Source organism: Escherichia sp. E10V5, assembly GCF_004212315.1.
Classification (GTDB): Bacteria; Pseudomonadota; Gammaproteobacteria; order Enterobacterales; family Enterobacteriaceae; genus Escherichia.
On sequence record NZ_RHJM01000047.1, the window covers coordinates 26,047 to 47,748 of the forward strand.

General features: G+C 46.3%; 22 protein-coding genes and 2 pseudogenes. 8 read left to right on the top strand and 16 right to left on the bottom strand.

Annotation, left to right across the window (positions count from 1 at the left end; all coding sequences use genetic code 11):
- Positions 1-24: 24 nt before the first annotated feature.
- From D9738_RS23625 to D9738_RS23655, 7 genes are all read right to left on the bottom strand, one after another.
- A complete protein-coding gene (locus D9738_RS23625; protein ID WP_130261315.1) occupies positions 25-861 on the bottom strand; it encodes a phage tail protein in 837 nt (278 codons plus the stop codon).
- Positions 861-2,294, bottom strand: a complete 1,434-nt coding sequence (locus D9738_RS23630) for a bleomycin hydrolase (protein ID WP_130261316.1) — start codon at positions 2,292-2,294, stop codon at positions 861-863. The genes D9738_RS23625 and D9738_RS23630 overlap by 1 nt, the downstream gene beginning before the upstream one ends.
- Positions 2,291-2,647, bottom strand: coding sequence for a hypothetical protein (locus D9738_RS23635; protein WP_000002800.1), 357 nt, complete (start codon positions 2,645-2,647; stop codon positions 2,291-2,293). The genes D9738_RS23630 and D9738_RS23635 overlap by 4 nt, the downstream gene beginning before the upstream one ends.
- Entirely contained in the window at positions 2,647-6,039 is a 3,393-nt protein-coding gene (locus D9738_RS23640) for a lytic transglycosylase domain-containing protein (RefSeq protein ID WP_130261317.1), read from the bottom strand. The genes D9738_RS23635 and D9738_RS23640 overlap by 1 nt, the downstream gene beginning before the upstream one ends.
- Positions 6,040-6,120: 81 nt before the next feature.
- Positions 6,121-7,002: a morphogenetic protein gene (locus tag D9738_RS23645; protein WP_130261318.1), complete on the bottom strand. Its 882-nt coding sequence runs from the start codon at positions 7,000-7,002 to the stop codon at positions 6,121-6,123.
- A gap of 14 nt (positions 7,003-7,016) precedes the next feature.
- Positions 7,017-7,628, bottom strand: a complete 612-nt coding sequence (locus D9738_RS23650; protein WP_130261319.1) for a phage tail protein — start codon at positions 7,626-7,628, stop codon at positions 7,017-7,019.
- A 10-nt stretch (positions 7,629-7,638) separates the two neighbouring features.
- Positions 7,639-8,205, bottom strand: coding sequence for a hypothetical protein (locus D9738_RS23655; protein WP_130261320.1), 567 nt, complete (start codon positions 8,203-8,205; stop codon positions 7,639-7,641).
- Between the two features lie 229 nt (positions 8,206-8,434).
- Here D9738_RS23655 and D9738_RS23660 point away from each other — a divergent pair, with 229 nt between their 5' ends.
- Entirely contained in the window at positions 8,435-9,328 is an 894-nt protein-coding gene (locus tag D9738_RS23660; RefSeq protein WP_130261321.1) for a DUF4760 domain-containing protein, read from the top strand.
- Between the two features lie 54 nt (positions 9,329-9,382).
- Here D9738_RS23660 and D9738_RS23665 read toward each other — a convergent pair whose 3' ends face one another.
- From D9738_RS23665 to D9738_RS25325, 3 genes and pseudogenes are all read right to left on the bottom strand, one after another.
- Complete coding sequence (locus tag D9738_RS23665; protein ID WP_240780613.1) at positions 9,383-9,553, bottom strand: hypothetical protein; 171 nt, start codon at positions 9,551-9,553, stop codon at positions 9,383-9,385.
- A 200-nt stretch (positions 9,554-9,753) separates the two neighbouring features.
- The gene (locus D9738_RS23670; RefSeq protein ID WP_240780614.1) at positions 9,754-10,923 is read right to left on the bottom strand and encodes an SH3 domain-containing protein; all 1,170 of its coding nucleotides are present in this window, start codon (positions 10,921-10,923) and stop codon (positions 9,754-9,756) included.
- Between the two features lie 280 nt (positions 10,924-11,203).
- Positions 11,204-11,389 (bottom strand): annotated as a pseudogene (locus tag D9738_RS25325) (hypothetical protein); the annotation flags it as partial.
- Between the two features lie 5 nt (positions 11,390-11,394).
- On the opposite strand from D9738_RS25325, the pseudogene D9738_RS25330 reads away from it, so the two are divergent.
- The 6 genes and pseudogenes from D9738_RS25330 to D9738_RS23705 form a co-directional block, all read left to right on the top strand.
- Positions 11,395-11,524: pseudogene (locus tag D9738_RS25330) on the top strand (hypothetical protein); the annotation flags it as partial.
- 357 nt (positions 11,525-11,881) lie between these two features.
- Complete coding sequence (locus D9738_RS23685; protein ID WP_000245711.1) at positions 11,882-12,103, top strand: host cell division inhibitor Icd-like protein; 222 nt, start codon at positions 11,882-11,884, stop codon at positions 12,101-12,103.
- Positions 12,100-13,137, top strand: a complete 1,038-nt coding sequence (locus tag D9738_RS23690; RefSeq protein WP_130261324.1) for a phage antirepressor KilAC domain-containing protein — start codon at positions 12,100-12,102, stop codon at positions 13,135-13,137. Before D9738_RS23685 ends, D9738_RS23690 begins: the two co-directional genes overlap by 4 nt.
- A gap of 163 nt (positions 13,138-13,300) precedes the next feature.
- Positions 13,301-14,101: a phage antirepressor KilAC domain-containing protein gene (locus tag D9738_RS23695; RefSeq protein ID WP_061359695.1), complete on the top strand. Its 801-nt coding sequence runs from the start codon at positions 13,301-13,303 to the stop codon at positions 14,099-14,101.
- 29 nt (positions 14,102-14,130) lie between these two features.
- Positions 14,131-14,976: a helix-turn-helix domain-containing protein gene (locus D9738_RS23700; RefSeq protein WP_130261325.1), complete on the top strand. Its 846-nt coding sequence runs from the start codon at positions 14,131-14,133 to the stop codon at positions 14,974-14,976.
- A gap of 49 nt (positions 14,977-15,025) precedes the next feature.
- Positions 15,026-15,271 (top strand): hypothetical protein, encoded by a 246-nt coding sequence (locus D9738_RS23705; protein WP_048266599.1) that lies wholly within the window; start codon positions 15,026-15,028, stop codon positions 15,269-15,271.
- Between the two features lie 182 nt (positions 15,272-15,453).
- Here the strand turns inward: D9738_RS23705 and D9738_RS23710 are convergent, their stop codons facing one another.
- The 3 genes from D9738_RS23710 to D9738_RS25535 all read right to left on the bottom strand — a co-directional run bounded on the left by D9738_RS23710 (position 15,454) and on the right by D9738_RS25535 (position 16,982).
- A complete protein-coding gene (locus D9738_RS23710; protein ID WP_000268409.1) occupies positions 15,454-16,050 on the bottom strand; it encodes a hypothetical protein in 597 nt (198 codons plus the stop codon).
- 171 nt (positions 16,051-16,221) lie between these two features.
- Complete coding sequence (locus D9738_RS23715) at positions 16,222-16,731, bottom strand: baseplate protein (protein WP_130261326.1); 510 nt, start codon at positions 16,729-16,731, stop codon at positions 16,222-16,224.
- A gap of 11 nt (positions 16,732-16,742) precedes the next feature.
- A complete protein-coding gene (locus D9738_RS25535; protein WP_308665351.1) occupies positions 16,743-16,982 on the bottom strand; it encodes a hypothetical protein in 240 nt (79 codons plus the stop codon).
- Between the two features lie 46 nt (positions 16,983-17,028).
- Here D9738_RS25535 and D9738_RS25540 point away from each other — a divergent pair, with 46 nt between their 5' ends.
- Positions 17,029-17,247 (top strand): hypothetical protein, encoded by a 219-nt coding sequence (locus D9738_RS25540; RefSeq protein WP_106494519.1) that lies wholly within the window; start codon positions 17,029-17,031, stop codon positions 17,245-17,247.
- Between the two features lie 112 nt (positions 17,248-17,359).
- On the opposite strand, the gene D9738_RS23725 is transcribed toward D9738_RS25540, so the two are convergent.
- From D9738_RS23725 to D9738_RS23735, 3 genes are read right to left on the bottom strand one after another with little or no spacing between them, the layout of a single operon-like run.
- Entirely contained in the window at positions 17,360-18,172 is an 813-nt protein-coding gene (locus tag D9738_RS23725) for a hypothetical protein (protein ID WP_130261328.1), read from the bottom strand.
- A gap of 9 nt (positions 18,173-18,181) precedes the next feature.
- Entirely contained in the window at positions 18,182-19,771 is a 1,590-nt protein-coding gene (locus D9738_RS23730; RefSeq protein ID WP_077150740.1) for a hypothetical protein, read from the bottom strand.
- A gap of 59 nt (positions 19,772-19,830) precedes the next feature.
- A complete protein-coding gene (locus D9738_RS23735) occupies positions 19,831-21,537 on the bottom strand; it encodes a hypothetical protein (RefSeq protein WP_089619448.1) in 1,707 nt (568 codons plus the stop codon).
- Positions 21,538-21,702 lie beyond the last annotated feature (165 nt).

Consider the following 21,702-nt stretch of genomic DNA (forward strand, 5'->3'; position numbering starts at 1 on the left):
CCCGCCCGGCGGACGGGGTGATTGTCAGGCATAGCTATCCAGCAACAAATCATCTGCACGAGTGCGATCAAACGTAGGCGTTGCTTTCACAATAGTGCCGCCAGGCGTTGCGGTGATCGGGGCGCTAATCGACGTAACTCCAGTAAGTGAAGTTGTATCCGAAGTTTCAAACCAGCAGTACGCTTTTTCAGTATCAGAAATCTCGTTCAAAGTGATCATGTCGGCCTGTTCATTCACAACAACCGACAAATAGAGCGTAAGCCCATCAAACACTATATGCAGTGGTAGTAGAGGCTTTACGAACTGATTAAACTTTCTGAGAATTTCTTCTGTGATTGCGGACTGATCTATCGTGCCGGTAATTCCCATTGTCCGGGCCAGGTCGTTTATGGGAATGCTGATCATCCCTCTGGAAGTCAGAAACATCTCGCCGAATGTGCCGCCGGTAGTTTCCAGTGTGCTTTCTGGAATCAGGACCGTGCCATAGGGATGACGTTCAAGGTCTACCGGGGCATATATCGGATCCCATAAAACAGAAATACCGTTAAATTCGCGGTAAATTGTCTGGTTTATAGGGCGTTCAGTTCCCTTAAAGTGGATCTCGTCAAGCCGCTGTTGTAACAGCATTGGTACGGAAGACGAATTCGACGTTCTGATAGTAAAGAACTGGCCAAGTTCATTTGTCCTGGTCTCCAGATCTTCCTTGCTCATGGAGAAAATAGACTTCCGGTTGGTAATTCGCTCCAACCATGGGTCAACAAAAGTGTCCATCATTGACTGAACCAAATCAGCCAATGATTTATAGAGCAATGACTTTTGCTTAGCTGATGTAAGCCGGTTATTAAACCAGGAACGTTGCATCACTCCTCCTCATACGAAATATTAAAGGTGGAGTTTTCTGTATCCAGATAAACGAAATCGTAAAAGCCGTTGGACTCATTCCACTCGACAAATTCCAGATAAAAATCGCGGAAATAGCCAAGCGTTTCGATATACGCCCAAACGTCTTTTTTCTTAATCAGGATGTACTTACCAACGCGGTTTGGGTCAAAGAAAGCTGAGTCGCGCCCGAATTTTGTTTCCAGCGCCGACGTCAGTTCATCGGTCACGTTTTCAATGGTCAGGCTTGCCGATATCCGCCCGGTGATTGTTATCTTAAATGGTAGTTTTCTGACCTCTTTATAAGAGAATTTCTTGTTCAGCTCATTCGGTACCTTCTTAAAGGCAGCCAGGATCATTTCTTCAAGCTCTGACTGACTTTTATTTGGATGCCATCCTGAAATAAATATCTTATTGATATTCTGAACATTATAAGCACCATCTAATTTCTCTTGCTGGCCCTCACCCCAAGCTTTTACCCAGGACAGGCCTGGGATGTTACGCACCAGAAAATACGTATAGTCCCCGCCCCATACGACCTGATCATCATAGGCAAGGTAATATTGTGCACGGTTACGTGTGATCTCCGTTGTTTCGGCATCGGTACCGGCGGTTATAGGTGTCGTTGTCTTAACTGAAATCGAGTTAGCTAAATTAGCCGCAGAATCGACAGGCGTCAGATTTTGGCCAGCAACCAGAGTTATATCGCCGTTGGTACACCAGACCTTAAGCGTAATTGTCGAACCTTCCGGCGGTATTTGCCCAATTAGTCCATCGCCGAATCGAACGCCCAACTGTTCGGATGGTTTATAAAACTCAACATAGACCTGGCTTTTACTACCAGCTAACCGGAACATAGTGCTGGAAGACCACTGCGTAGTCTTACCATCGGTCGTCACGAATACTTCCAGCTTATAGCAGACAGCAGTGAGAGCCTTTGATAATACGACTTCCAGAAATTCTTTGGCCGCCGTAACGGTATATGTCACCTCCTGAATTTCCAACTGCGCCACTTCTACCGTACCGGCGCCGTCAACCAATCTGCATACATCCATAGTCATGTAAGGGTACTGGTCGTCAGATATTAAAGGCGTGTTTTTGGGGATTACCGCTGGGGCATCTTCACTTGTGGCTGTGATCTCAACCATCCCCGATGACGGTGTTGGTTTGGTACCAACGTAACTGTTCGTTTCTGCCGCTGCCAGGATAGAGGAACGCCGCGTCGCGGTCGATATAAAGCCTTCAGCCAGCGCCGCATCGGCATACTGAAAGCACCTGTATACAATCTGGGTAATAAACAATGTCAGCATCGAGACAAATTGAGAGCCGACAAACTTCGACCAGAATGAATCTTTCTCGACAAGCTCTTCAAACTCTGCGCGAATACTGTCTTTAGTCGGTGTTGTTTTACTCATAGCACCACGTCCTGTGTGATAGTTATATCCCTGATACGAATGGATATTTTCAACTTATCAAAAGCATCCCCCTCGGCTACTGACAAGCCAGAAATCGGTATGTCGGGTAAATCTACCGTCAGTTTTTGCAATAGCATTGCCTCAACCGCAATTTGAACATGCGACAAGTTGGTCGGTTCGTGTTTAAACTGCGGTAAAACATTGCCCCATGACGGATCGCCGTATACCTCACCCTGATAAGTGTTTAGCCACTCATATAAACGAGCGCCCCAGGCCTCCTCCTGGGACTCATACGTTTTTACGCCGGATAACTCCAGCGTCAGCAAAGGATCAATTTCGTTATTGTTGGCCATCAATCAACTCTCGCGTAGTCATTCATCAACGGATCATCAATTGACAGTGGTACCGTGCGCATAACGCCCGGCTGAGGCGTGCTGACCTTTACGACAGTTCCCTGGCCTTTCGCCGAGTCTTTGGTGTGCTCTTCAATCCTGGCAAGCAATGAGGTCATCTGCGCAAACAGCCGCTTCGTTTCACCATCAAGTGAAACGGTATTATCAGCCAACTGCATTGTCGGCTTGGCACCGGAACCGCCTAGGTCACTAATAACCTGCCCGTCTATCTGCATACGACCAGTTGGTTGCTGCAAATCGTTGGCGACAGTCGTCACTTGCGACGTGGTGGCTGGTTCAGGCGCATTACTTTTCCGCATCCCCGGCGCGTTGCGGACTTTATCGAACAGCCCATCTATCCCCATTTGTGCGCCGAGCTGGTCAAAGTAACTTGAGTTGTTAGCAACCGGACGCGCCTCTTCAACTGGCATAGGTGTATCAACATACACATTGCCAGCTGCCGTTGCGGTTCCCTTTCCTCGTGCACGTTCTTCGAGGGTTCCCTGGACGACTTCTCGACGCATCCCCCGGCCATTCATAAATTTGTTGACCAGATCGTTAACGCCAACAGCATTGCCGATTTTGTCTACCAGACCGTCTTTCTCAAACGGGCTATCACCAGGGGTAAACGCCAGGCCAGTAGACTGATCGATAACGGCGTTATCAGGCAGTGGTCCCATCACTCCAGATTGCGCCCCACCCTGTGCTCCTGCTCCAGGTGTATAGATTTCACCACCTAAATAGCGAGCACGATGAGTATTGACCTTGATCGCATACTCGCGGTTTTCCTTCGATAAGTCACCGGTGCCTTTTTTCCACTTATTAATAGTGCCAAACCCTGCGTTATATGCAGTGATGGCCTCGTTTAAGTCTCCATTGGCTTGCTTCAGATACTTGCTCATGAGAAGAGCCGCAGCTTCTGCCGATTTCACAGGATCAAACGATTCACCTTTAGCTAAGCCAGTCTCTTCACGAGCAATGCCCGTGAACTGAAACATCCCTAGAGCACCAGTTTGGGATTTTGCGTACGGATTACCACCAGATTCAGTTGCAGCAATCGCGTAAAGAGTGCCTTCAGGAAGACCATATTTATTCTCTAGTTCAGCAAAATACGGAGCTAACTTATCGAGATTTGCCTTACCTTCAGCGCCAAGGCTTCCGACTTTTACATCTAAGTTGCCATTATTGTAGGTATCAGCAGCTTTCTGAATGTCATTCCTAGTGCCGGTGGTATTACGCGACGATGATGACGAGCTATTTTGTCCAATAGCTGTATCAATTTTCCGCACCGCGCTATTGCCCGTTTCTACGGCATTTGCATTGATAATCTGATTGGCAGTTTCTTTAACTGTTTTATTGCTATCTTTCGCCGTGTCCAGTGCCGCATTTATCACGCGGGTAGCAATATTAGTCTGTTTGGCATCGGATTCAGTTTTAGAATCAGATGTCTCCTGGTGGCTATTAACCGGAGCTTTTAACTCTGGAGTGATTTCTTTTGCATTAGCCTCGCCGATCGGATTGGGTATTTTTGATACAATCATTGCCGCAGGGGTATTTTTAACGGCATCAACCGCTGCATCTAATGCTTTACCGGGTAAATTTTTAACCCCATCCCAAATATTACCAGCCGCCTCTTTAATGTGTTTCCCTGGGTTCTTAATGAAGTCAATTGCACTATCAATTGCATCACTGAAAACCTGTTTCAGGTTATCGACAGTAAAGAAGTCTTTTATGGCATCCAGCTTTTCAAGCAACTTATTAGATGTATCGCTAAACCATGCTGAAACAGCATCACCAATCTTTGCTGTGTAATCATCGAACTTGGTAGAAATGGTGTCGCCAATGTTAGAAATATATGTTTCTAAGTTGGTAATCCCACTATCAATGGCCTGGGCAATACTTTCCGTCGAAAATGATTGCAACATATTGCCGATATCCTCAAATCCAAGTGATTTGAGAACATCACCAATAGCACTGCTAATACCAGATACCAGTCCCCCCATATCGAGAACATTGGCTAACGTATAAGCGGCTTTTTGCTGGAATGACGGATCTTGTCCTGATTTAAGCCCAAACGCTCGACGTTGCGCTTCTGTATCATTCCAACCGGTTACCGCATCATAAATACCTCCAGCCACTGTGCCGACTAGGGGAATTGCGCGTAACGCCCCTTTACCAACTGCCTTTAACCCCAGTTTACCAGCTGCCCGGGCAGCCAAATCTCCGCCTTCATGGGCGAGAGTCTTCTTGCCCCCACCGCGTAGCATTCCTACGAGTTTCTTTGCCCCCAGAGCGCCAAAAGCGAGTGCTCCCGCTTTTTTCAGCATGCCACGCCCCATTAATAACGACGCGACGCCTCCGGCCCCCTTCCCTAACAGGCTAAATAATTTGGACAGCAAGCCGCCCTTCTTTTTCCCGGTGTTTTTGCCTATCTGTTCAAGGGCGCGGAGAATCTTGTCATTGCCCTCTTTAATTTCGCTGGTCTGATCCTGAAGTTCCTGAACCGTCCGTTTTTGGGTGTTAACCTGAACGACATCGGCACTACTTTGCGATTTACGCCTAAAAAAACCTTTTCTACGGCTGTTATCGTCATTGCCACGAATCACATCAGCAATAGACTTTCTGGCACCATTAAGCGATCCGCCAACTTCTTTTGATATCCCGCCAAGCTCTTTTCCCGCTGCCCACAATGGGTCAGCAACGGCATAACCTAAAGCATCGACGGCACGAGTCTCTGAAGGGTTACCTATACCTTCAGCTACTTTTGACAGTTTTTTTAATAAACCTGATTCAGCATTTAGACGCTCATCATCCTCTTTGCGCCTGGCCTTTTCAGCGCGTTCAGCACGGGCATCTTCCGATGCGGCCTTACTCCCTGACTTTCCAATAAAACGACCACGCGCATCGCGTTGGTTTTGGCTTTTTTGCGTACCGCCTTTTTGACCAAACATTTCGCGGGCGTGTTCGGCTGCTTCGGTCCGTTGCGCCTTTACATCTTCTGTTATAGCCTTCCTGCGTCGTTTTTTATCCTTTCGCGTAGTTGATTTGGCCTGCGGTTCCTGTAGAGCAACATCCTCCTGAACTACACGAGGAACGTCCCCTAAATTAAGCCGTTTCATTGCCTCAACAATAGGGTCCACTGATGGCGCTTTGGCCACAAAGTCTGGCTGGGAATGTTCGATTGTGCGATTTAATGCCGACACACTGCGAGAGACAGGATCAACAGTTGCAACTCGCCCCCCTTTCAAATCTTCAACAGCTTCCCGAATACCTGCAAGCTCTTCCAGCTCTTTTGCGCTGGCGGTTTCAACCGTCCTTATCACATCGTCAATGTTGGCGTTTTTTCTTTCCATGATCTTATCGCCTACCGCTTCGGTTTAAGTTTTTCTTCCAGTTTCTCCAACAGGAAAAACGCATAGGATTCAGTGAGCCTTTCAGCGTCCTGAATCGGTATACCCCCATACAAAACCAGGTTGGACACTAAGGTCTGATAGCTTTTCAATCCCCACCTGTGGAATGAAGTCGGTAGCCCGAAAGGGCACCCACAGACGGGTATACGCACCCTCTGTGGACTCCTTTGTATCCTGGTTTGGGCATTTGTGCGGCGGGAGACGAAGTCGCATTTCGCCTTTATCGATGTAGCACGGTAAACCATGTTCGAGCTTTTCATGAGCCAGCCGGATGTGTGCCGCCAGCTTCATAAATTCAGTATCAATGGCCATCCGTTTGATCGTTTCATAACGACGCTCAGCCTGCTCTTCACGAGTACCGCTAACATCGTTATAAAGTTCACACTGATAAGCGAATTCCCAAAAACGCAAATCAACGATCGCTTCTTTGAATTCCGCGTCGTCTTCAGGTGGCAATGCTGCACGGCGCATCCCCAGCATTTCCATTGCCCAACCATCAAGCGGCACGATACGCCATTGATAAGGCACGCCCTCTACAGACACCTCAATATCGTCAATGAACGGTTCCACTTCCAGGACCTGGATATCTTCAGCCAGAGCATTCATATCGCAATCGTAATAATGCTCTTTACCGCAATGTTTACAGGTGTAGGTAAATGTCTCGATCGGTGTTTCGCGGGAGCCAGTAAATATCCACCATAACGCGGTAATCCGGTCCTGTGCCGTCCATTTCAGTGGATCATGTTTCGCAGGTTCAGCCAGCAAGGCTTTTAAATACGCCGTTGTTTGCTGTTCTTGTTCCTCCGGTGTTATCGAGTTGAAACGCATCGCATCAGCAATATTTGGCTGACGGAACTGGATTAATTCAGTTGGCCGCGATGGTAGAGGGAAAAGGGGTAAAAGCATCCTTGCTCCTTAATTTAAAGCGAAAAACTAAAGCCCAGAAGGGAAGCCAAAGAACTTGAGGATTGGTTAAACGTGCTGTGCAATGCGAAGGTCATTGGGAATGACTTAAATTCCGTAACCTGATCCCGTGCATAGGTGACATCGCCGGTAGTGATCGGGAATACCGTCATCTCATTTTCCAGTTTTGTTAAACCGGAAGACAGCAACCGATAAATACGCACATTGAGCAAATATTTAGACGGTATGTTCCCGGTACCGTCCGGATTGATCACCCGACTTTTTGCCGTTTTAAACCAGTCCAAAACGAGGCCATCAACGGTATCCCTGACCATCATTGTTATCTGCCCAGGCGAACGCTCCGTTGGCTGAAGAATATTCCCTCCGCCGATTTTAATCGTTTCATATTCGATGCTGTAATCGTGGTAGGTAATGTCTTTAGCAAAGAAGTCTGCCCCCTCCAGTCCATCAACTTCGACAGAGAACTGCCATCCTTGCGCGAACAGCATTTTGTTCATGATGATTGACGTCAGCTTACCGACTTCCCGCTCACCAACGCCGGAGCCAAATAATGTCGTCGTAAATGCCGAAGATACATAAGACTTTACTGATGCAACATTAAGTCCCATATCAGCCCCCTCACTTCAACATGGATGAGAAAAGAACAATTCCCGGGATAATTGCCCTTGTTGCGCTCATTTTCTCTTCCAGATCCAGCTTTCGCTGATACAGCGTGTTCTCGTCGGATAAATTGCTGGCATCGAGTTTCCCCGCGATAGATATTCTTCGCAGGCGATCAGTGTTAGGTATAGCGATTAGCACTTCCAGATAGTCAGAAAGTAACCCAATGATTTCAGGTGGCACTTCCCCATTATCCAGATCCATATCACGTAAATTAGCCAGATATGACACATTCAGCGGGTATACCGCTCGATGAGTATCTTCAAGCTCGATATTCCCATCGTAAACATCGGAGTAGACAAGATCGCCGGTGTGATCTGTAACCGATACGAGCGCAAGAAAATCAGCTGGGCAAGCAAGTGATTTAAAGGTCTGATCAGTGAAGCGTATCCGCTTGATGTGCCCAGCCCTATCCTGGTAGGTTCCCAATGCTTTTCTTAGCAGGGATTCCAGTAAGGCAGGTTCATCCGCAATCAAAGGTGTGAAGCGGGATTTGACGTCTTCGAGTAATTGTCGTGGTGTCATTGAAACCTCGTAGAATCTGGTTTGTTAACCGATTCTACGAGTTGTCATTTGTCCATTGAGTGGGAATATTGCCGTCTGGGAGTAATATGGTATCATTAAGTTAGAGTAGGTAGTGTAGATGGAATGAGGAGTATCATATGGTTATCACACAATCAGGTTGCTTTGAGTCAGGTTGTTTTGAGTAAAACAATAAAACGCCCTTTAATGGGCGTATTTTTTAGGATTTAAAATGCATTCTTTACAGAAATACATAAAACATAAATATACTCACTTAACTTTTTTTCTCTCATTACTTTTTTTCATGATATTTGAATCGCGAGAAGATCTTATCAAGAAAATATTATCTTTTTCTCTCAATGAAGTTTTACCATTCTTAATGTTTGCGTTCTTCTCCGTATTTATCAGCATAACGATAAAGGAAAAGATAGCAAAGAAATACCCAGAAACAAACGATGGGATTACCATTATAGCTTTAATCTTTGGTGTAACACTATATAGTGTGTTTATCTTATATTATTTATATGGTGATGTATACCAATCCACAATTGCTTTACTTATAAGTTCTGTGCTACTTGGTTCTGGGTGGTGGGTTCAGGCTACTGTGAGTAAAGTAGCCGCAAGAAAATCACACACCTTAAATACACTAATGAATCAAAGAAACAGTGAATTATTTCACAAGAAAGTTTCATCGGTAGCGAATACGTTCGGGCTTAGAAAAACCATAAATGAAATTATTGCCAAACAAAGACTTGTCCCAAATGATAAAGATTTAAAAAATAAAAAGGTCCATGATGAATACATATCAGCAGGTAATGATATGTTCTTCGTTCTTAATTATTATGAATTTATCTGTTCAGGAATAATAAATGGGGACTTTGATGAAGATTCAATGAGAGAATGTCTTGGACAAATTGTTCCAGGTCTCGAAGTTAGAGCATTTCATTTTATAAGAATTGCAAGAGAAATTTCAGGGAGTAGCTGCTTCTGTAATTTTGTCGCTGTTTCAGACAAATGGTCTACTAATGGAGGCTCTCTTATTCTCAGACACGAGAAAGGAGAACCTGTGATTAATAACCTGACCCATTGCTTTGAAGAAACAGACTGTTTTAACATAACTTCTTAATATTTTGTAACCCATAATCGCTTTATGGGTTACGTTAAATTTGCAATAAAAAAATCAATCGCCGGGCTTTAAGCATCCATCGTTTTTGGCTTGTTGATATAACTTACTTAGCCCAGAAAGAGGGAATGTGGCAATTTTTTCATTATCAACATAAGCATCAATCACATTAGCATTTGAATCTGCTGCATCCTGCCAAAAGGCATACCACCAAGAATCTCCAACCATTGACCCAAGAGGGATTTGACGTCTTCGAGTAATTGTCGTTGTGTCATTGACACCTCGTAGAATCTGGTGTGTTAACCGATTCTACGAGTTATCATTTGTTACCGGTCAGTCTACACATTTCAGATGCTGCGTTAAAAAACTCAAGAGCTTCAAGTAGCATATCGTCATCAACACCCAGCCCGAAGATGCTGAGATAAAATTCAAGCTTTAAGAGGCTTTGTGTATGTTCGTGTAATCCATCCAGTAATAAACTCGTCCCCTGATTTAACCTGCACGAAAAGCCATTGGCGATCTTTTTTATCTAAAATAGCAACAATTGTATTTTTACCAATGCACTCTATCACTTCACTATTTAAAGAAGGACTGACATGTAATCTTACATTATCACCTGTTATAGCTCTAAAATTATTAAGATCCTCCCACTGAATATCTTTATTTTCTTGTGTTAGCTTTTGCTTAGATATTGGCTTATCCTCATTTAGGGATAGAATATATGATTCCATCCCGTAAATTTGCGATAATGTTTTTTCTTTCGCATAATCAGTTATAGCGCCAAGAAATACTTGACACAAAATCCACAGAAGAAAAGTCTGAACAGGAGAAGGAAGCGCCTTAAATGAATCAATAAACGTCGAACTAGATTTATTTAATCCTTTGTCTTGAGCATCACTTTCAGTGTGTGATGTTTCAATGGCACCTTCGATATAAGCCTGTGCAATTGTTGAAAGACCTTGCTCCATTATTTGATGAAATGAAGCCTTTTGTGCTTGAGTATATTGATTTAATAATTCTTTTATTTCATTGTTTAAATCTATCTTGTGAGTTACATTTTTCCGCAATTCATTAAGCATTGCTTGCATGTTATTCAAGCCAGCTTGCTTATTAAGCATCTCGAACTGGTTTCGTAACGGCATAGCTATTTCGGCCTGTTTCCTTAGCATTTGAATGTGTTTATTTGCATCATGAGTGGAAAAAGCCTGAGCCTGTTTCTGTAAAATATCAATATGTTTACGAAACTCGTTGCCTATTCCTGCCAGTTTCGGCATATTCTCAAACTGTTTTCGAATAGAATCACTAACTATGGATTGCAAATTAAATCTTGCTATTTGTTCTTGAGCTAGCTGTCCTATTCTTAACTGTTTTTGCAAGTTTGCCATATGTTCTTTATACGATGGAATGATTGCGTTTTTTTGCAGTTCCGCCAACTGTCTAACCAAATTATTAGAAGCATAATCTGATTTTAATAAATCACTTACCGATTTATATTCGGGCATTTTGATTTTATTTAAATCATCACGCCAAGTAATATTTGAATCTTTATTATAAAGATCGCTTACTGAGCCAAGAGCAAGTTTTTTAATGTCCTTCACTTTATTCACCGTCATCTTGCTTTAAACACCCATCATTTTTAGCTTCCTTGTAAATACTTGAAATGCCATCAAGAGAGAATGATGTAATTCGACGCGATCCGATATATACATCCATGTTTTTTTCTTTTGTGGCTGACGCTGACTTCCAAAAAGAATACCATTCCCTACGATTAGGAGAAGTGTTTTGCGTGCCAATATTAAAACTATCCGAACCAACAATTAAAGTAATTACATCTGCTTTACGAGAAATTGTGTCGCGTGTAGAAAAATCGGCATTCTCTTTTCCTCCGCTTACATACAAATTTCTTCCAGCGATATGGTCTTCAGAACCATCCCTTGCACCAGCATCACAAGAAAAATTAATTGTATAGCCATCCTCATGACATGCTCCGGCAAAGCGCCTCATTTGACGCTCCTGTTGACCATCTTGTCTTAACTGGAATTTAAATGCTTGTAGTCGTTTCATCCCACTATTTTAAACAAAAACAGTTAGGTGGAGAACCGCGCCTTATATCCCCACCCTGAAGGACGGGGTTTTACGGCGCACCGGATAACTCATTTAGGGTACATATTTTCGCCTTTAAAAAAAAGAGGTTATTAGATCCATTTGTGTATTTATTAAACAGATAATGCTCTAATAAATTTGTATTTTTAAGTCGCGAATGCTATCTTTTCGCATCATATTGACCTTTTAATCGTTCAGGCTTATAGTTCCGCCGTCGTAGCAAATTCTGCGACCAGGTTTGACAGCCTGAAAACTTACGCGGACAACCGCACATTTCCGATATTGCGGTATTTTTGTGTCCGTAAAACCACGTTACGCCCGAATTATGGTGGGGCGTGATGGGGAGGCTTCGGCCTGCTGGTTTCGTAAGTGCCAGTCTGTCAACCCTGTCACGTCCTGCCACCTGTTTGACAGCGGGTCGCAGGTTGTTTATCAACTTACGAGGCCGTAACTATGGTTAATGCCAATCCTTGCGCACGCCAAGAATTCATCTGGCGTTTCTATTCCTGTAAAAAACACCACTATCACTTCGTTATCGCAGCAACAGAAGACGAAGCACGCTCTCAATTGCCTGATGGCCCCTGCATTTTTACTGCCCGTTTTTCGACTAACTCGCGCAATTCACTTAGTTACTGGAACCTCCCCTTCTCTGCCGACGTTCAGGGGGTTTTATGAAAAAACCTCTCGTCACCCGGAATGAAATAGCCGAAGCGGTCGCCCTGCATACTGCCTGTATGCCGACACGGGAGATCCCCGGCGCAATTGCCAACTACTTCATGATAACCAGGCGTTTTTATACCCGAACAGATAAGGCTGTGATCAACAGGCTACTGATAGCCGAGATCAGGGATTATTTGATTGAACAAGGACGTCTACGTTACGCAACAGTGGCAGCAGAAATGAGAAAGGAGGCACATAGAATGACCGGTAATAATTTGAATGTTGAAAAACCAGCACCTGTTACGTCAGCTACGCCAGCACCAGCCGTGAATATTATCCCCAACACCGGAGACACAATCGACAGCCTGACACTGTTAAAGATGGTCAATGAAGCGCGTAAGTTATGTGGGGAACCAGAGGTTCGGAACAACAAATTCATCGAAAAAATACTCGATGAGCTTGATGGTGAGCACTACACAAAAAGTGTAGTGGAAAAAATGAACAAAACATCAATGCTTGTCATAACCATGACCTACAAACAAGCCCTGCGAGTCGCCGCGCGCGAATCAAAAGCTGTCCGCCGTTCGCTGATCGACAAACTGGAAGAATTGCAGCAGGCAAACTCCCCTACCCCATCGATCCCCCAAACATTACCAGAAGCCCTACGCCTGGCTGCCGAGTTGGCAGAACAGAAAATGCAGCTGGAACAACAGCTGGTGGCCGCAGCCCCTAAAGTCGATTTTGCCGACCGGGTATCAGTGGCTAATGGAATCCTGATCGGGAACTTTGCAAAGGTCGTTGGACTGAAGCAAAACGCCCTTTTCTCATGGTTGCGCCAGAACGGCATTCTCATGGCTTTTGGTGCGCGCAAAAACGTACCGCGCCAACAGTACATCAACGCCGGGTATTTCACGGTGAAAGAAGTGGTGCTGGATGATGAAAATGGCTACCAGATACGGCTGACGCCCCAATTAACGGGTAAAGGCCAGCAGTGGTTAACTCGTAAGCTACTTGCTACTGGTTTGTTAAAACCAGTAGCAATAGGTTAACAAAAGAAAAAACCTGCCAGCGAACTGGCAGGTTTCTGAGCAGTTCGACCAACCCGATCTGGATCGAGTTAGAAAAATTTGCTCTAATAAATTTCGTTTTCTAAGTGCAAAGAATCACCATTTCGAGCTGGTGATTGAAGGTTGATGCAAATTTGGAGAAAAAATGCAACAAACATTCAATGCGGATATGAATATATCAAACCTTCATCAAAATGTCGATCCTTCAACCACTCTACCTGTTATTTGTGGTGTTGAAATTACGACCGACCGCGCTGGCCGTTACAACCTTAATGCTCTACACAGAGCGAGCGGACTCGGTGCCCATAAAGCGCCAGCTCAATGGCTAAGAACGCTGTCAGCCAAACAGCTCATTGAAGAGCTTGAAAAAGAAACTATGCAGAATTGCATAGTTTCGTTCGAAGGCCGTGGCGGCGGCACTTTTGCCCATGAATTGCTCGCTGTGGAGTACGCAGGCTGGATTTCTCCCGCGTTTCGGCTGAAGGTAAACCAGACATTTATCGACTATCGAGCCGGAAGATTACAACCAGCTATTCCGCAGAGTCTCCCTGAAGCACTCCGTTTGGCAGCCGACCTGGCAGAGCAAAAGCAACGCCTGGAGCAAAAAATGCTTATGGATGCCCCTAAAGTCGAATTCGCCGAACGCGTTGCTACCGCCAGCGGGGTTCTAATAGGCAACTATGCCAAAGTGCTCGGCCTGGGCCAAAACTATCTCTTCACCTGGTTGCGTGATAACGGAATTCTGATCGCAACCGGTGAACGCAGGAACGTCCCCAAACAAGAATACATCTCTCGTGGGTACTTCACCCTCAAAGAAACCGTGATCGATACAAGCAACGGAAGCAGGATTTCTTTCACGACTCGTATAACCGGCAAAGGTCAGCAGTGGCTGATGAAGCGATTGCTTGATGCTGGTGTGCTGGTACCTGTCGCGGCAACGCACTAACAGACGTAGTAAGAACCACCAGCATTGTAATGCTAGCTAAAGTCACTTTCCTGAGCTGTATAACGATGAGCGATTTTACTTTTTCTGGCTATGAATTGGCCTGCTTTGTAACACACTCCGGTCTATCCCGTAGCGCCGGGCATATCCTGTCGCAATGTGCAAATCTCGCGGCAACAACCAGTGAATACTTCATTCATAAGCCTCACCGCCTGATCGCGGCAGAAACAGGTTATAGCCAATCAACCGTCGTTCGTGCATTCCGTGAAGCTGTAAACAAAGGAATCCTGTCTGTAGAGATTGTTATCGGCGATCACCGTGAACGCCGTGCTAACCTGTACCGGTTTACACCATCCTTTTTGGCCTTCGCACAACAAGCTAAAAACGCGCTGACTGAAAGCAAATTAAAGATCTCTTCAGCCGCAACCAAGGTTAAAGCTGTTCTCGCTAAGACATTGGCTTTATTTGATTTTTTATCCACACCCCCATGTCAAAATGATACCCCCTCCCCCTGTCAGGATGACGTGGCAATAAAGAATAAGAAGTCACAAGTTAAAAAAACAAAAAGATCAGTTTCCGGCGGTGCCGGAACGACCAGACTCAAAAAATTGACTTCATGGATCGCTGAGGCAAAAGCAAAGGCTGACAATCTGCGGTTATCCAAAAAACGCGCTCAAAAACATGAGTTCAAGCAGAAAGTAGAGGCGGCTGCGCGGAAATATGCTTACCTGAAGAACAAGCGTTCGCCTGATATTGGCGGGATATCAAACTTCGATAACCTACCGCATTGCATGACGGTAAACGAAGCTCTTAATGCGGTTTTAGCCAAAAATAAAGATAACGAACAATGGGGTATACCGGCGGGATTCAGAGGGTGATAGATTGCTCTAATCTGGAGTCACCTGGCGTTTTCAGTTGAGATCGGAGATGCAATCTGATTTTTTACAGTTAGCGATCGCTTTTACAGGATATGTTTGCATTGGCTTCTGTGTATACATGATCAGCCGAAAAATGCTTGTCGATATCGACCGCAAAGAACGAGCAGAGGAAATCTTAGTATGGATTTTCTTTGGCGCGGTCTGGCCATTAGGGATCATGTTTGCTGCAACGTTTCTTCTGATGTGGATATTCACCATTCCAGGTGATTTATATAGAAAAAAAGCCAGACATTGATACAATCGCTGCGGGTGCTTGAGGCTATCTGCTTCAGGCACTACCCGACAAGCAGATAGAAGAAAGCCCCAGATAACATTACGCGTCCTGCAAGACGCTTAACATTAATCTGAGGCCATATCTATGCTTAGCATACGTAGATTAGCCCTCTCCCCTTTTTAGGAGCAAGGAATTTTTTACTGCTATGCCGCCTTTCCAATTATGGATTCAGCGACCAGAACAACCCCATGCTTACTTCTATCTGGGTGTTCACTCCATATCTCGGATTCAGGAATACTTACCCCGTCATAGCAAACACGTTCGCCGTCAAACGGGTAATACTGAGCGGCATCGGTGTCGAGGATAAACACTTTTAGCTCGGAAGAGCGACGGGCGATGTGTTGCCAAAGAGCTTTTCCACCTTCGTATTGCTCATTATCACTGAGCAAAACAACACCAGCTTTTGAGGCTACGGTTTCGTAAACAAAAGTAGCTAAACCGACATCCCGGACGGTTCCATCAACCACGATACCTTCAATCTGGGCAACATCGCTATCCTCCCAGAACTTCCTTACAAGTACGCCTTCAAGCTGCGGGCGACGTTGAAGTTCAAGAGTAGCGACAACCTTATGGCGCATATCACCATCGATAACAGAAGGCGCAGCCTCTATTACAGCTGCAAATGGGGTTTTGGAATCCCATATAACCTGGTAAAGCACACCCTGGATGGTAACTCCGTCCAGGATCGAAAATCGACGAGCGACAGTACCCGGGGAGTACGACATTGGAATCACAGCCATTTTAGAGTCCCCCTTTAACAGTACAGGCACAAACATCTACCTCAATAATTGTAGTTTATTAGAACATTAATAATCTAACATAAAACTCAAGACAATGTTATCGATGCATTCTTATATAAAATAGTTATAAAAAAAGCTCCCGAAGGAGCTTTAAAATACAAGGGATGACTCTTAATCCCACTCAATCCAGTTGTAGACGATACGAAGTGACGGGCGCACAGCGGCAGTCACATCTTCGGTACTAAAGTCGATTGCATCACAGTAGATCTTGCAGTCCAACATTTCAATTGTTGTAGCAGCTTTTGTCACGGCGTTAACCCCGGAAGATTTGGATTCAGGGGTCGCAGCCATCGTGATATCAACATAGTCCTTCGCCGCAATGCGATCTTTAATGAACTGAAGAATATCGCCTTCGATAGTCTCCACGCACTGGACCTGGATTTCCCCGGAGTTACGGATTGGACCGTGCTGGTTGAACTTCACACCATTCGGACCATAGTCCTCCACATCCTCGCGGGTCATTTCAGGGATCTGCGACGAGCGGACCAGTACGCTGATATCTTCATGGCCTGCAAAAGTGAGCTGGAATTCAGAAGATACGAGTCGTTCGCCTTTGGCCGCGTTGGCAGTATAGCGGCCCTTAATAAATTTACGGTTTCCCTTAGTGTTATTGTGTCCCATATAAAATCCTTTTACTGGAACGCCCGAATAATATCGGAGCTGTTATATATCGAAGAACCGGTCAACTGGAGGTTGACGGTGTTTTTCAGGAAATGCCCATTACTATCCCTGGGGGCATCGAGATCGAAACTAAGGTCCTGGATAGCGACATCAATGATGTTGATCCGGCGACCAATGTTTAGCGTCACACGCTCCGGGATTCGACCACCAATACTGGCGTCTTTAAGTTCCGGGCTAATCATTGCTGACAACGCGGCGATAGCACCTGAAACTTCCGTATATGGGTTAAACAAAGCAATGAAAGTTACTGGCAGCGTGAAAGTCGGCGGTGTCCCCCCTTCCCAAACCATTAAGCTGTTCCAACGGGCAACTGACGTTGTTTCAGTACCAACCTGCGCAAAACCACTGAAGGCACCAGCAACAGAACCCATAGACATACCGGTAAACGGCGCTTCCCAATTCTGGGCCAGATTCATTGCCGCCCCCTGGCTGATATATCCGGTAACCTGGTACTGAGAGTTCGTTAAAGTAACTTTCAGAAATGGCGATACACCGTCAGCCTGGCTGTAAACCCCAAAAGGTATAGGTACCATTCAAGTTAAAGGCCGGAGTTCTCCGGCCTCCTCCTTTAGCCGAGGCGCTTACGGCGCAGTTTCATTGACTTTTTGCGGGCCAGTTTTGCCGCGCCGGTCTGGGCTTTACGACGCGCTTTTTTCAGCGCCGATTTTTGAGCCGCAGTCAGACGTTTTTTACGCAGACGTTTACGGATGAGCTTGATCTCACCGTTACGAACAACCTTCTTAAATGCTTCAGTCAGCATTTCATCAGAAGTGCCAGCAACAACAAACGCCGCTTCCAGTTCGTCGCGGTCGTCGCTATCCAAACCAGCGATAGCGGAACCAACATCAGCAGCTGCGTCGTCGTCTTCATCGTCGGCCAGTGCTTCGATCAGGTCATCATCTACACCGCATGCTGCGAGGAAGTCAGCAACATTTGCCCATGCTTCGTTATAGGCATCGTCCTGTTCTTCTGTAACTTCGGTGTCGTCGTCAGAGATACCAGCAATAGCCTGAACGAAACCATCAAGGGAGTCGAAAGTCAGATCACCGCTATCAGCCCAGGCGAAAACGGCATCGGCCGCATTACTCAACGCATTCTGCATAGCACTTCGATTTGCAGCTTCCAGAATCATCTTGTGCGCCTGTTCGACGGTCCATTCTTTACCATCTTTTCCTTCCAGGATTTGCTCAGGTGCCGGGTCAGATTGAACGTTCTCGTTAATCTGTGCCGCCGGTTCCGGATTATTATTAATCACCGGTTCGGTTGGCGGTTGGGCACTTGCACGGGCAGATTCCATCAACTGAACCGGATCAGCGTTCAAAGCGAAACGGGACAATTCATTCCCCAAAAATGCCCCGGATTGAAAAAAGTTTTTGCTCATTGTATTCCCTTACTTAATAAGCAGCGGTACGCCCTGGATACGACGGGCTACACCTGTCGGGCAGCAGGCCCAGACCACTTCCCATTTATCGAATTCCGCCTGCGTAACTTTCAGCACATACGGTTCTGTACCGTCAGCATCCGGATCACGAGGAGCCACCAGAGCGCCGGAGGCAACAAAGCGATCTAAAAGTTTGGTCATCCCTTTAGTCAGGCCAGCCGCAGTAATGCCGTCCGGGCTATGCTTCATCTGTCTGGCTAACTGGACAAAGAAACGGCTGATTGCGTTCATCAGGGATGGGACGTGCTGGAAGTGCAGATAGTTATCCTGCGTGCAGCAAGTTAGAGCGTCGTCGATGATCATCTGGCCAGAGGTGCCCACAGATACTTTATTCAGACGGCCCTTAACCATTGCTTCTTCGTCCGGGGTATCTTCCGGATACAGCGGTTGAATTGATGCACGAGCAATGACGGCACGTTCTTCACCAGCCGGTGAGTAATGCCAACCGCCGACATCGGAATTTTTCTTAACGCCACGGGCTTTTGCCGCATACGCCGTGCCAGACAAACCGAAGACCACACGGGATTGGGTCCATTTGTCTTTGCAGGAGAACGGGTAGTGATAGAAAGCACAGCTTACATAATCGGTACCAAGTAAACCGGTATCTTCAACAGCAGAGAGCGCTTCCGTATACGTCAATGTCGGTTTGACATCAAAGAAGCCATCAATCAGGCGATCAGAACAGATATTACCTAACGCGGTGATCGCCGCATTGTCATAGCAACCCAGGCCGAGAACAGCGGTGTACATGTACGGCGCATTGTTCAGCACCTTAACCGCACGCAGGTAGGCTTCGGTGGAGATTTTCGACTGATCGCCGTTGGTACCGCCAGTGAACGCCAGTGATTTTTTATTTGTTACTTTCGCGGTCGAAATCAGCTCTTCATTAACAACCGCGCGCAGATATTTAGAACGGGCTTCCAGAGCCGTAGGCAGATAACACAATCGGCCCATATCATCTTTCGCTTCTTCCGCCAAAGATACAATATGTGTCTCCAGGGTCGTAACCACACCGAGCGAAGTCGTCTGGGTCAGTTTCAGGAGGAAGCGTTCATTACCTGCGCTGTCCGCAGCTGCCGTTTCGATGGTTAACTCACGCGTAGGTGAAACGCATGGGTCGCCGTCATCAACGTAGATCGCAAAGGCTTCGCCGCTATCAAGTTCAATTTCAGAACCGTATGGCAACGCGCTGTAAGCCGGTTCGCCTGATTCATCGAACATGATAATCGGGAACTTCGCATCATCCGGAACAGCACGAACAACGTAACCAGACGTTTGCTGAATAGCTTCGTACACATGACGAATTGATTCGAACTGTGAGCCGGAAGACGGTTTCAGCGGTTCGCCGAGAACATCTTCGTAATTGGACTCAGTAACAGCGAGAACAGTAAACGGCTTGCCACGCGCAAATACGCCAATACCAGCCCATAAGCTGCTATTTAATGCCACACCGGTAGATAACGTCGCATCGGCATTGATCGGGCTAACCGCGACGCCGGATGCATTACCTAATGACTGTTGAATTGAATATTGAGACATAACTTTTCCTGTTATGCGCCCCCGCGGGGGCGCTATGTTAAACGGAGAGCTTCCCCTGATTACTCAGAGTCACCAGCATCAATCGTGTTACCGGTCAGGAAGTTAATTCCGCCATTTTTGGCCATAGTCAGAGTTACACGGGTGAAGTAGTCAGCACCGTTGCGTGGATGCATATCGTTGATAGCAGAACCCCACAGAGTGGTTCGGTTGACCAGTGCCGGGGTGGTCGGATGCTGGAATGGGATAGCTGGGACCGCATCACCAGTCACGAAGCCTGCCTTGCCCGGATTTTCATCACGGACGTAGCACAGCACATCCATCGGGCTGAACTGGATACCTTCGGCGGTCAGGTTCGTGCAAATACCCTCAGGTACTTCGTACACCTTCACGTTACCGAACAGGGTGCCGATGAAGTGAACGTACGGAGTCTGGGTATAGTCTTCAGCTGGCTGGAAGAAATCCTTCGGAAGCTGTTTGAAGAAAGATGCTGCATCAGCACCAGCAAACATCCCCATCGCACCAGAAGATTTAACGCGCTCAATAATGTCGCGATATACAGTCTGGAATTTGCCGCGAATGATGGTTGCCCATACATCAAAGGATTGGTTAACCGGCAGAGCGATGTCAAAGGAGTCGGTCGCAAGAGTACGCCAGATCATGATGCGAAGACGCAGCATATCCTGTTCATGAGACAGGTATTCCTTCAGGGTGCGGAACTGTAGGGAACCCAGGTCCAGACCAAACTCACGCTGTGCTTCATACGCCGCCTGTACCGTGTGCTCAGCCGCGATAACGAACTGGCTTGGGAACAAGGTGTATTTCTTCATTTCGTGGTTGATCAGCGGGATAAGCTCAGGAGCGGCTTCAATATTGATTTCCGTCTCAATTGCGATCTCAGTGCCTTTATCCGGCGCTTTGGAGAACGACAGGGCAATCTGACCAATGTTGTAGTTCAGAGAGCAGGTAACAGTGATTTGCTCCCCAGCAGCATTAGTAAACGAGTGAAGTAGGCTGCCGGAGCCGTTATCAACAACAGACTTAATACGGTTAACGTAGATGTTAGTGCGACCTTTGCGAATTGGGACATTCTGGCCTTCGAAGTCTTCCATCTTGAAGGTTGCGGTTTTGCTGGTGCCATCGGAGCTTGCCACCAGCACATAGCGGCGGCGTAACTGGCTGTACACACCAACGGACTGCATGTCCAGAACATCACCAGCAGCATAAGAACCAAAAGAAGAACCCGCCACGTTAAAGACTTCGTAGATGTCGGACTGGTCACGCGTAACCGGAATGAAGGTACACGCATCAGCGGTAGCTGCCCCCAACTGAACAGGCAGGATCATCGCCAGGAATAAAGGCAGACGCATAACACCGTCAGAAACACTCATCATCTCTGCCGCGACTGATTCCAGCATCGCTTTATTGGTGGAGTCCATGCTATTGCGGGTGGACTCAATCAGGCAGTTTTCCAGCGTCTGGTGGCAGGAGGCCAGAATTTCCGGACGCGGCATAGATTTATGTGTTGCGGCATAGTCAGCCAGTGCACTTGCCCATGCGGTAGCAATTTGAGCGGTGGCATTATCAGAAATACCCGCAAAAATCGGGTCTTTGCGTGCAGCTTCAAGGATAGATGCGGCACGCGCGGCATCATCTTTGATGAATTGGTTATCAGTACCGAACTGTGCTGTACTTGCCCAGCCAAGAACGGCTTTAGAGCGTTTTGCGATATCTGCAATACGATTCTGGTATTCGCGTAAGTTACTCAAGTTACTCTTCCTTAAACACAAGGCACTTGTGTGAATCCCTTTTCGGAAGAGATTTTATTGAAAGTCACTTGTTGACTTTCTCGCGAAAAGTAATTTTTTAAATTTTTTATGCGGGGAAGCGGACGGTGAAAGCAGGCGTTAAATCGTGGGAATTTCAGTCTGAAA

Coding starts and splice junctions, on each gene's coding strand:
- D9738_RS23625 (WP_130261315.1), bottom strand. CDS start 861: ATGCAACGTTCCTGGTTTAATAACCGGCTTACATCAGCTAAGCAAAAG.
- D9738_RS23630 (WP_130261316.1), bottom strand. CDS start 2,294: ATGAGTAAAACAACACCGACTAAAGACAGTATTCGCGCAGAGTTTGAA.
- D9738_RS23635 (WP_000002800.1), bottom strand. CDS start 2,647: ATGGCCAACAATAACGAAATTGATCCTTTGCTGACGCTGGAGTTATCC.
- D9738_RS23640 (WP_130261317.1), bottom strand. CDS start 6,039: ATGGAAAGAAAAAACGCCAACATTGACGATGTGATAAGGACGGTTGAA.
- D9738_RS23645 (WP_130261318.1), bottom strand. CDS start 7,002: ATGCTTTTACCCCTTTTCCCTCTACCATCGCGGCCAACTGAATTAATC.
- D9738_RS23650 (WP_130261319.1), bottom strand. CDS start 7,628: ATGGGACTTAATGTTGCATCAGTAAAGTCTTATGTATCTTCGGCATTT.
- D9738_RS23655 (WP_130261320.1), bottom strand. CDS start 8,205: ATGACACCACGACAATTACTCGAAGACGTCAAATCCCGCTTCACACCT.
- D9738_RS23660 (WP_130261321.1), top strand. CDS start 8,435: ATGCATTCTTTACAGAAATACATAAAACATAAATATACTCACTTAACT.
- D9738_RS23665 (WP_240780613.1), bottom strand. CDS start 9,553: ATGGTTGGAGATTCTTGGTGGTATGCCTTTTGGCAGGATGCAGCAGAT.
- D9738_RS23685 (WP_000245711.1), top strand. CDS start 11,882: ATGGTTAATGCCAATCCTTGCGCACGCCAAGAATTCATCTGGCGTTTC.
- D9738_RS23690 (WP_130261324.1), top strand. CDS start 12,100: ATGAAAAAACCTCTCGTCACCCGGAATGAAATAGCCGAAGCGGTCGCC.
- D9738_RS23695 (WP_061359695.1), top strand. CDS start 13,301: ATGCAACAAACATTCAATGCGGATATGAATATATCAAACCTTCATCAA.
- D9738_RS23700 (WP_130261325.1), top strand. CDS start 14,131: ATGCTAGCTAAAGTCACTTTCCTGAGCTGTATAACGATGAGCGATTTT.
- D9738_RS23705 (WP_048266599.1), top strand. CDS start 15,026: ATGCAATCTGATTTTTTACAGTTAGCGATCGCTTTTACAGGATATGTT.
- D9738_RS23710 (WP_000268409.1), bottom strand. CDS start 16,050: ATGGCTGTGATTCCAATGTCGTACTCCCCGGGTACTGTCGCTCGTCGA.
- D9738_RS23715 (WP_130261326.1), bottom strand. CDS start 16,731: ATGGGACACAATAACACTAAGGGAAACCGTAAATTTATTAAGGGCCGC.
- D9738_RS25540 (WP_106494519.1), top strand. CDS start 17,029: ATGAAAGTTACTGGCAGCGTGAAAGTCGGCGGTGTCCCCCCTTCCCAA.
- D9738_RS23725 (WP_130261328.1), bottom strand. CDS start 18,172: ATGAGCAAAAACTTTTTTCAATCCGGGGCATTTTTGGGGAATGAATTG.
- D9738_RS23730 (WP_077150740.1), bottom strand. CDS start 19,771: ATGTCTCAATATTCAATTCAACAGTCATTAGGTAATGCATCCGGCGTC.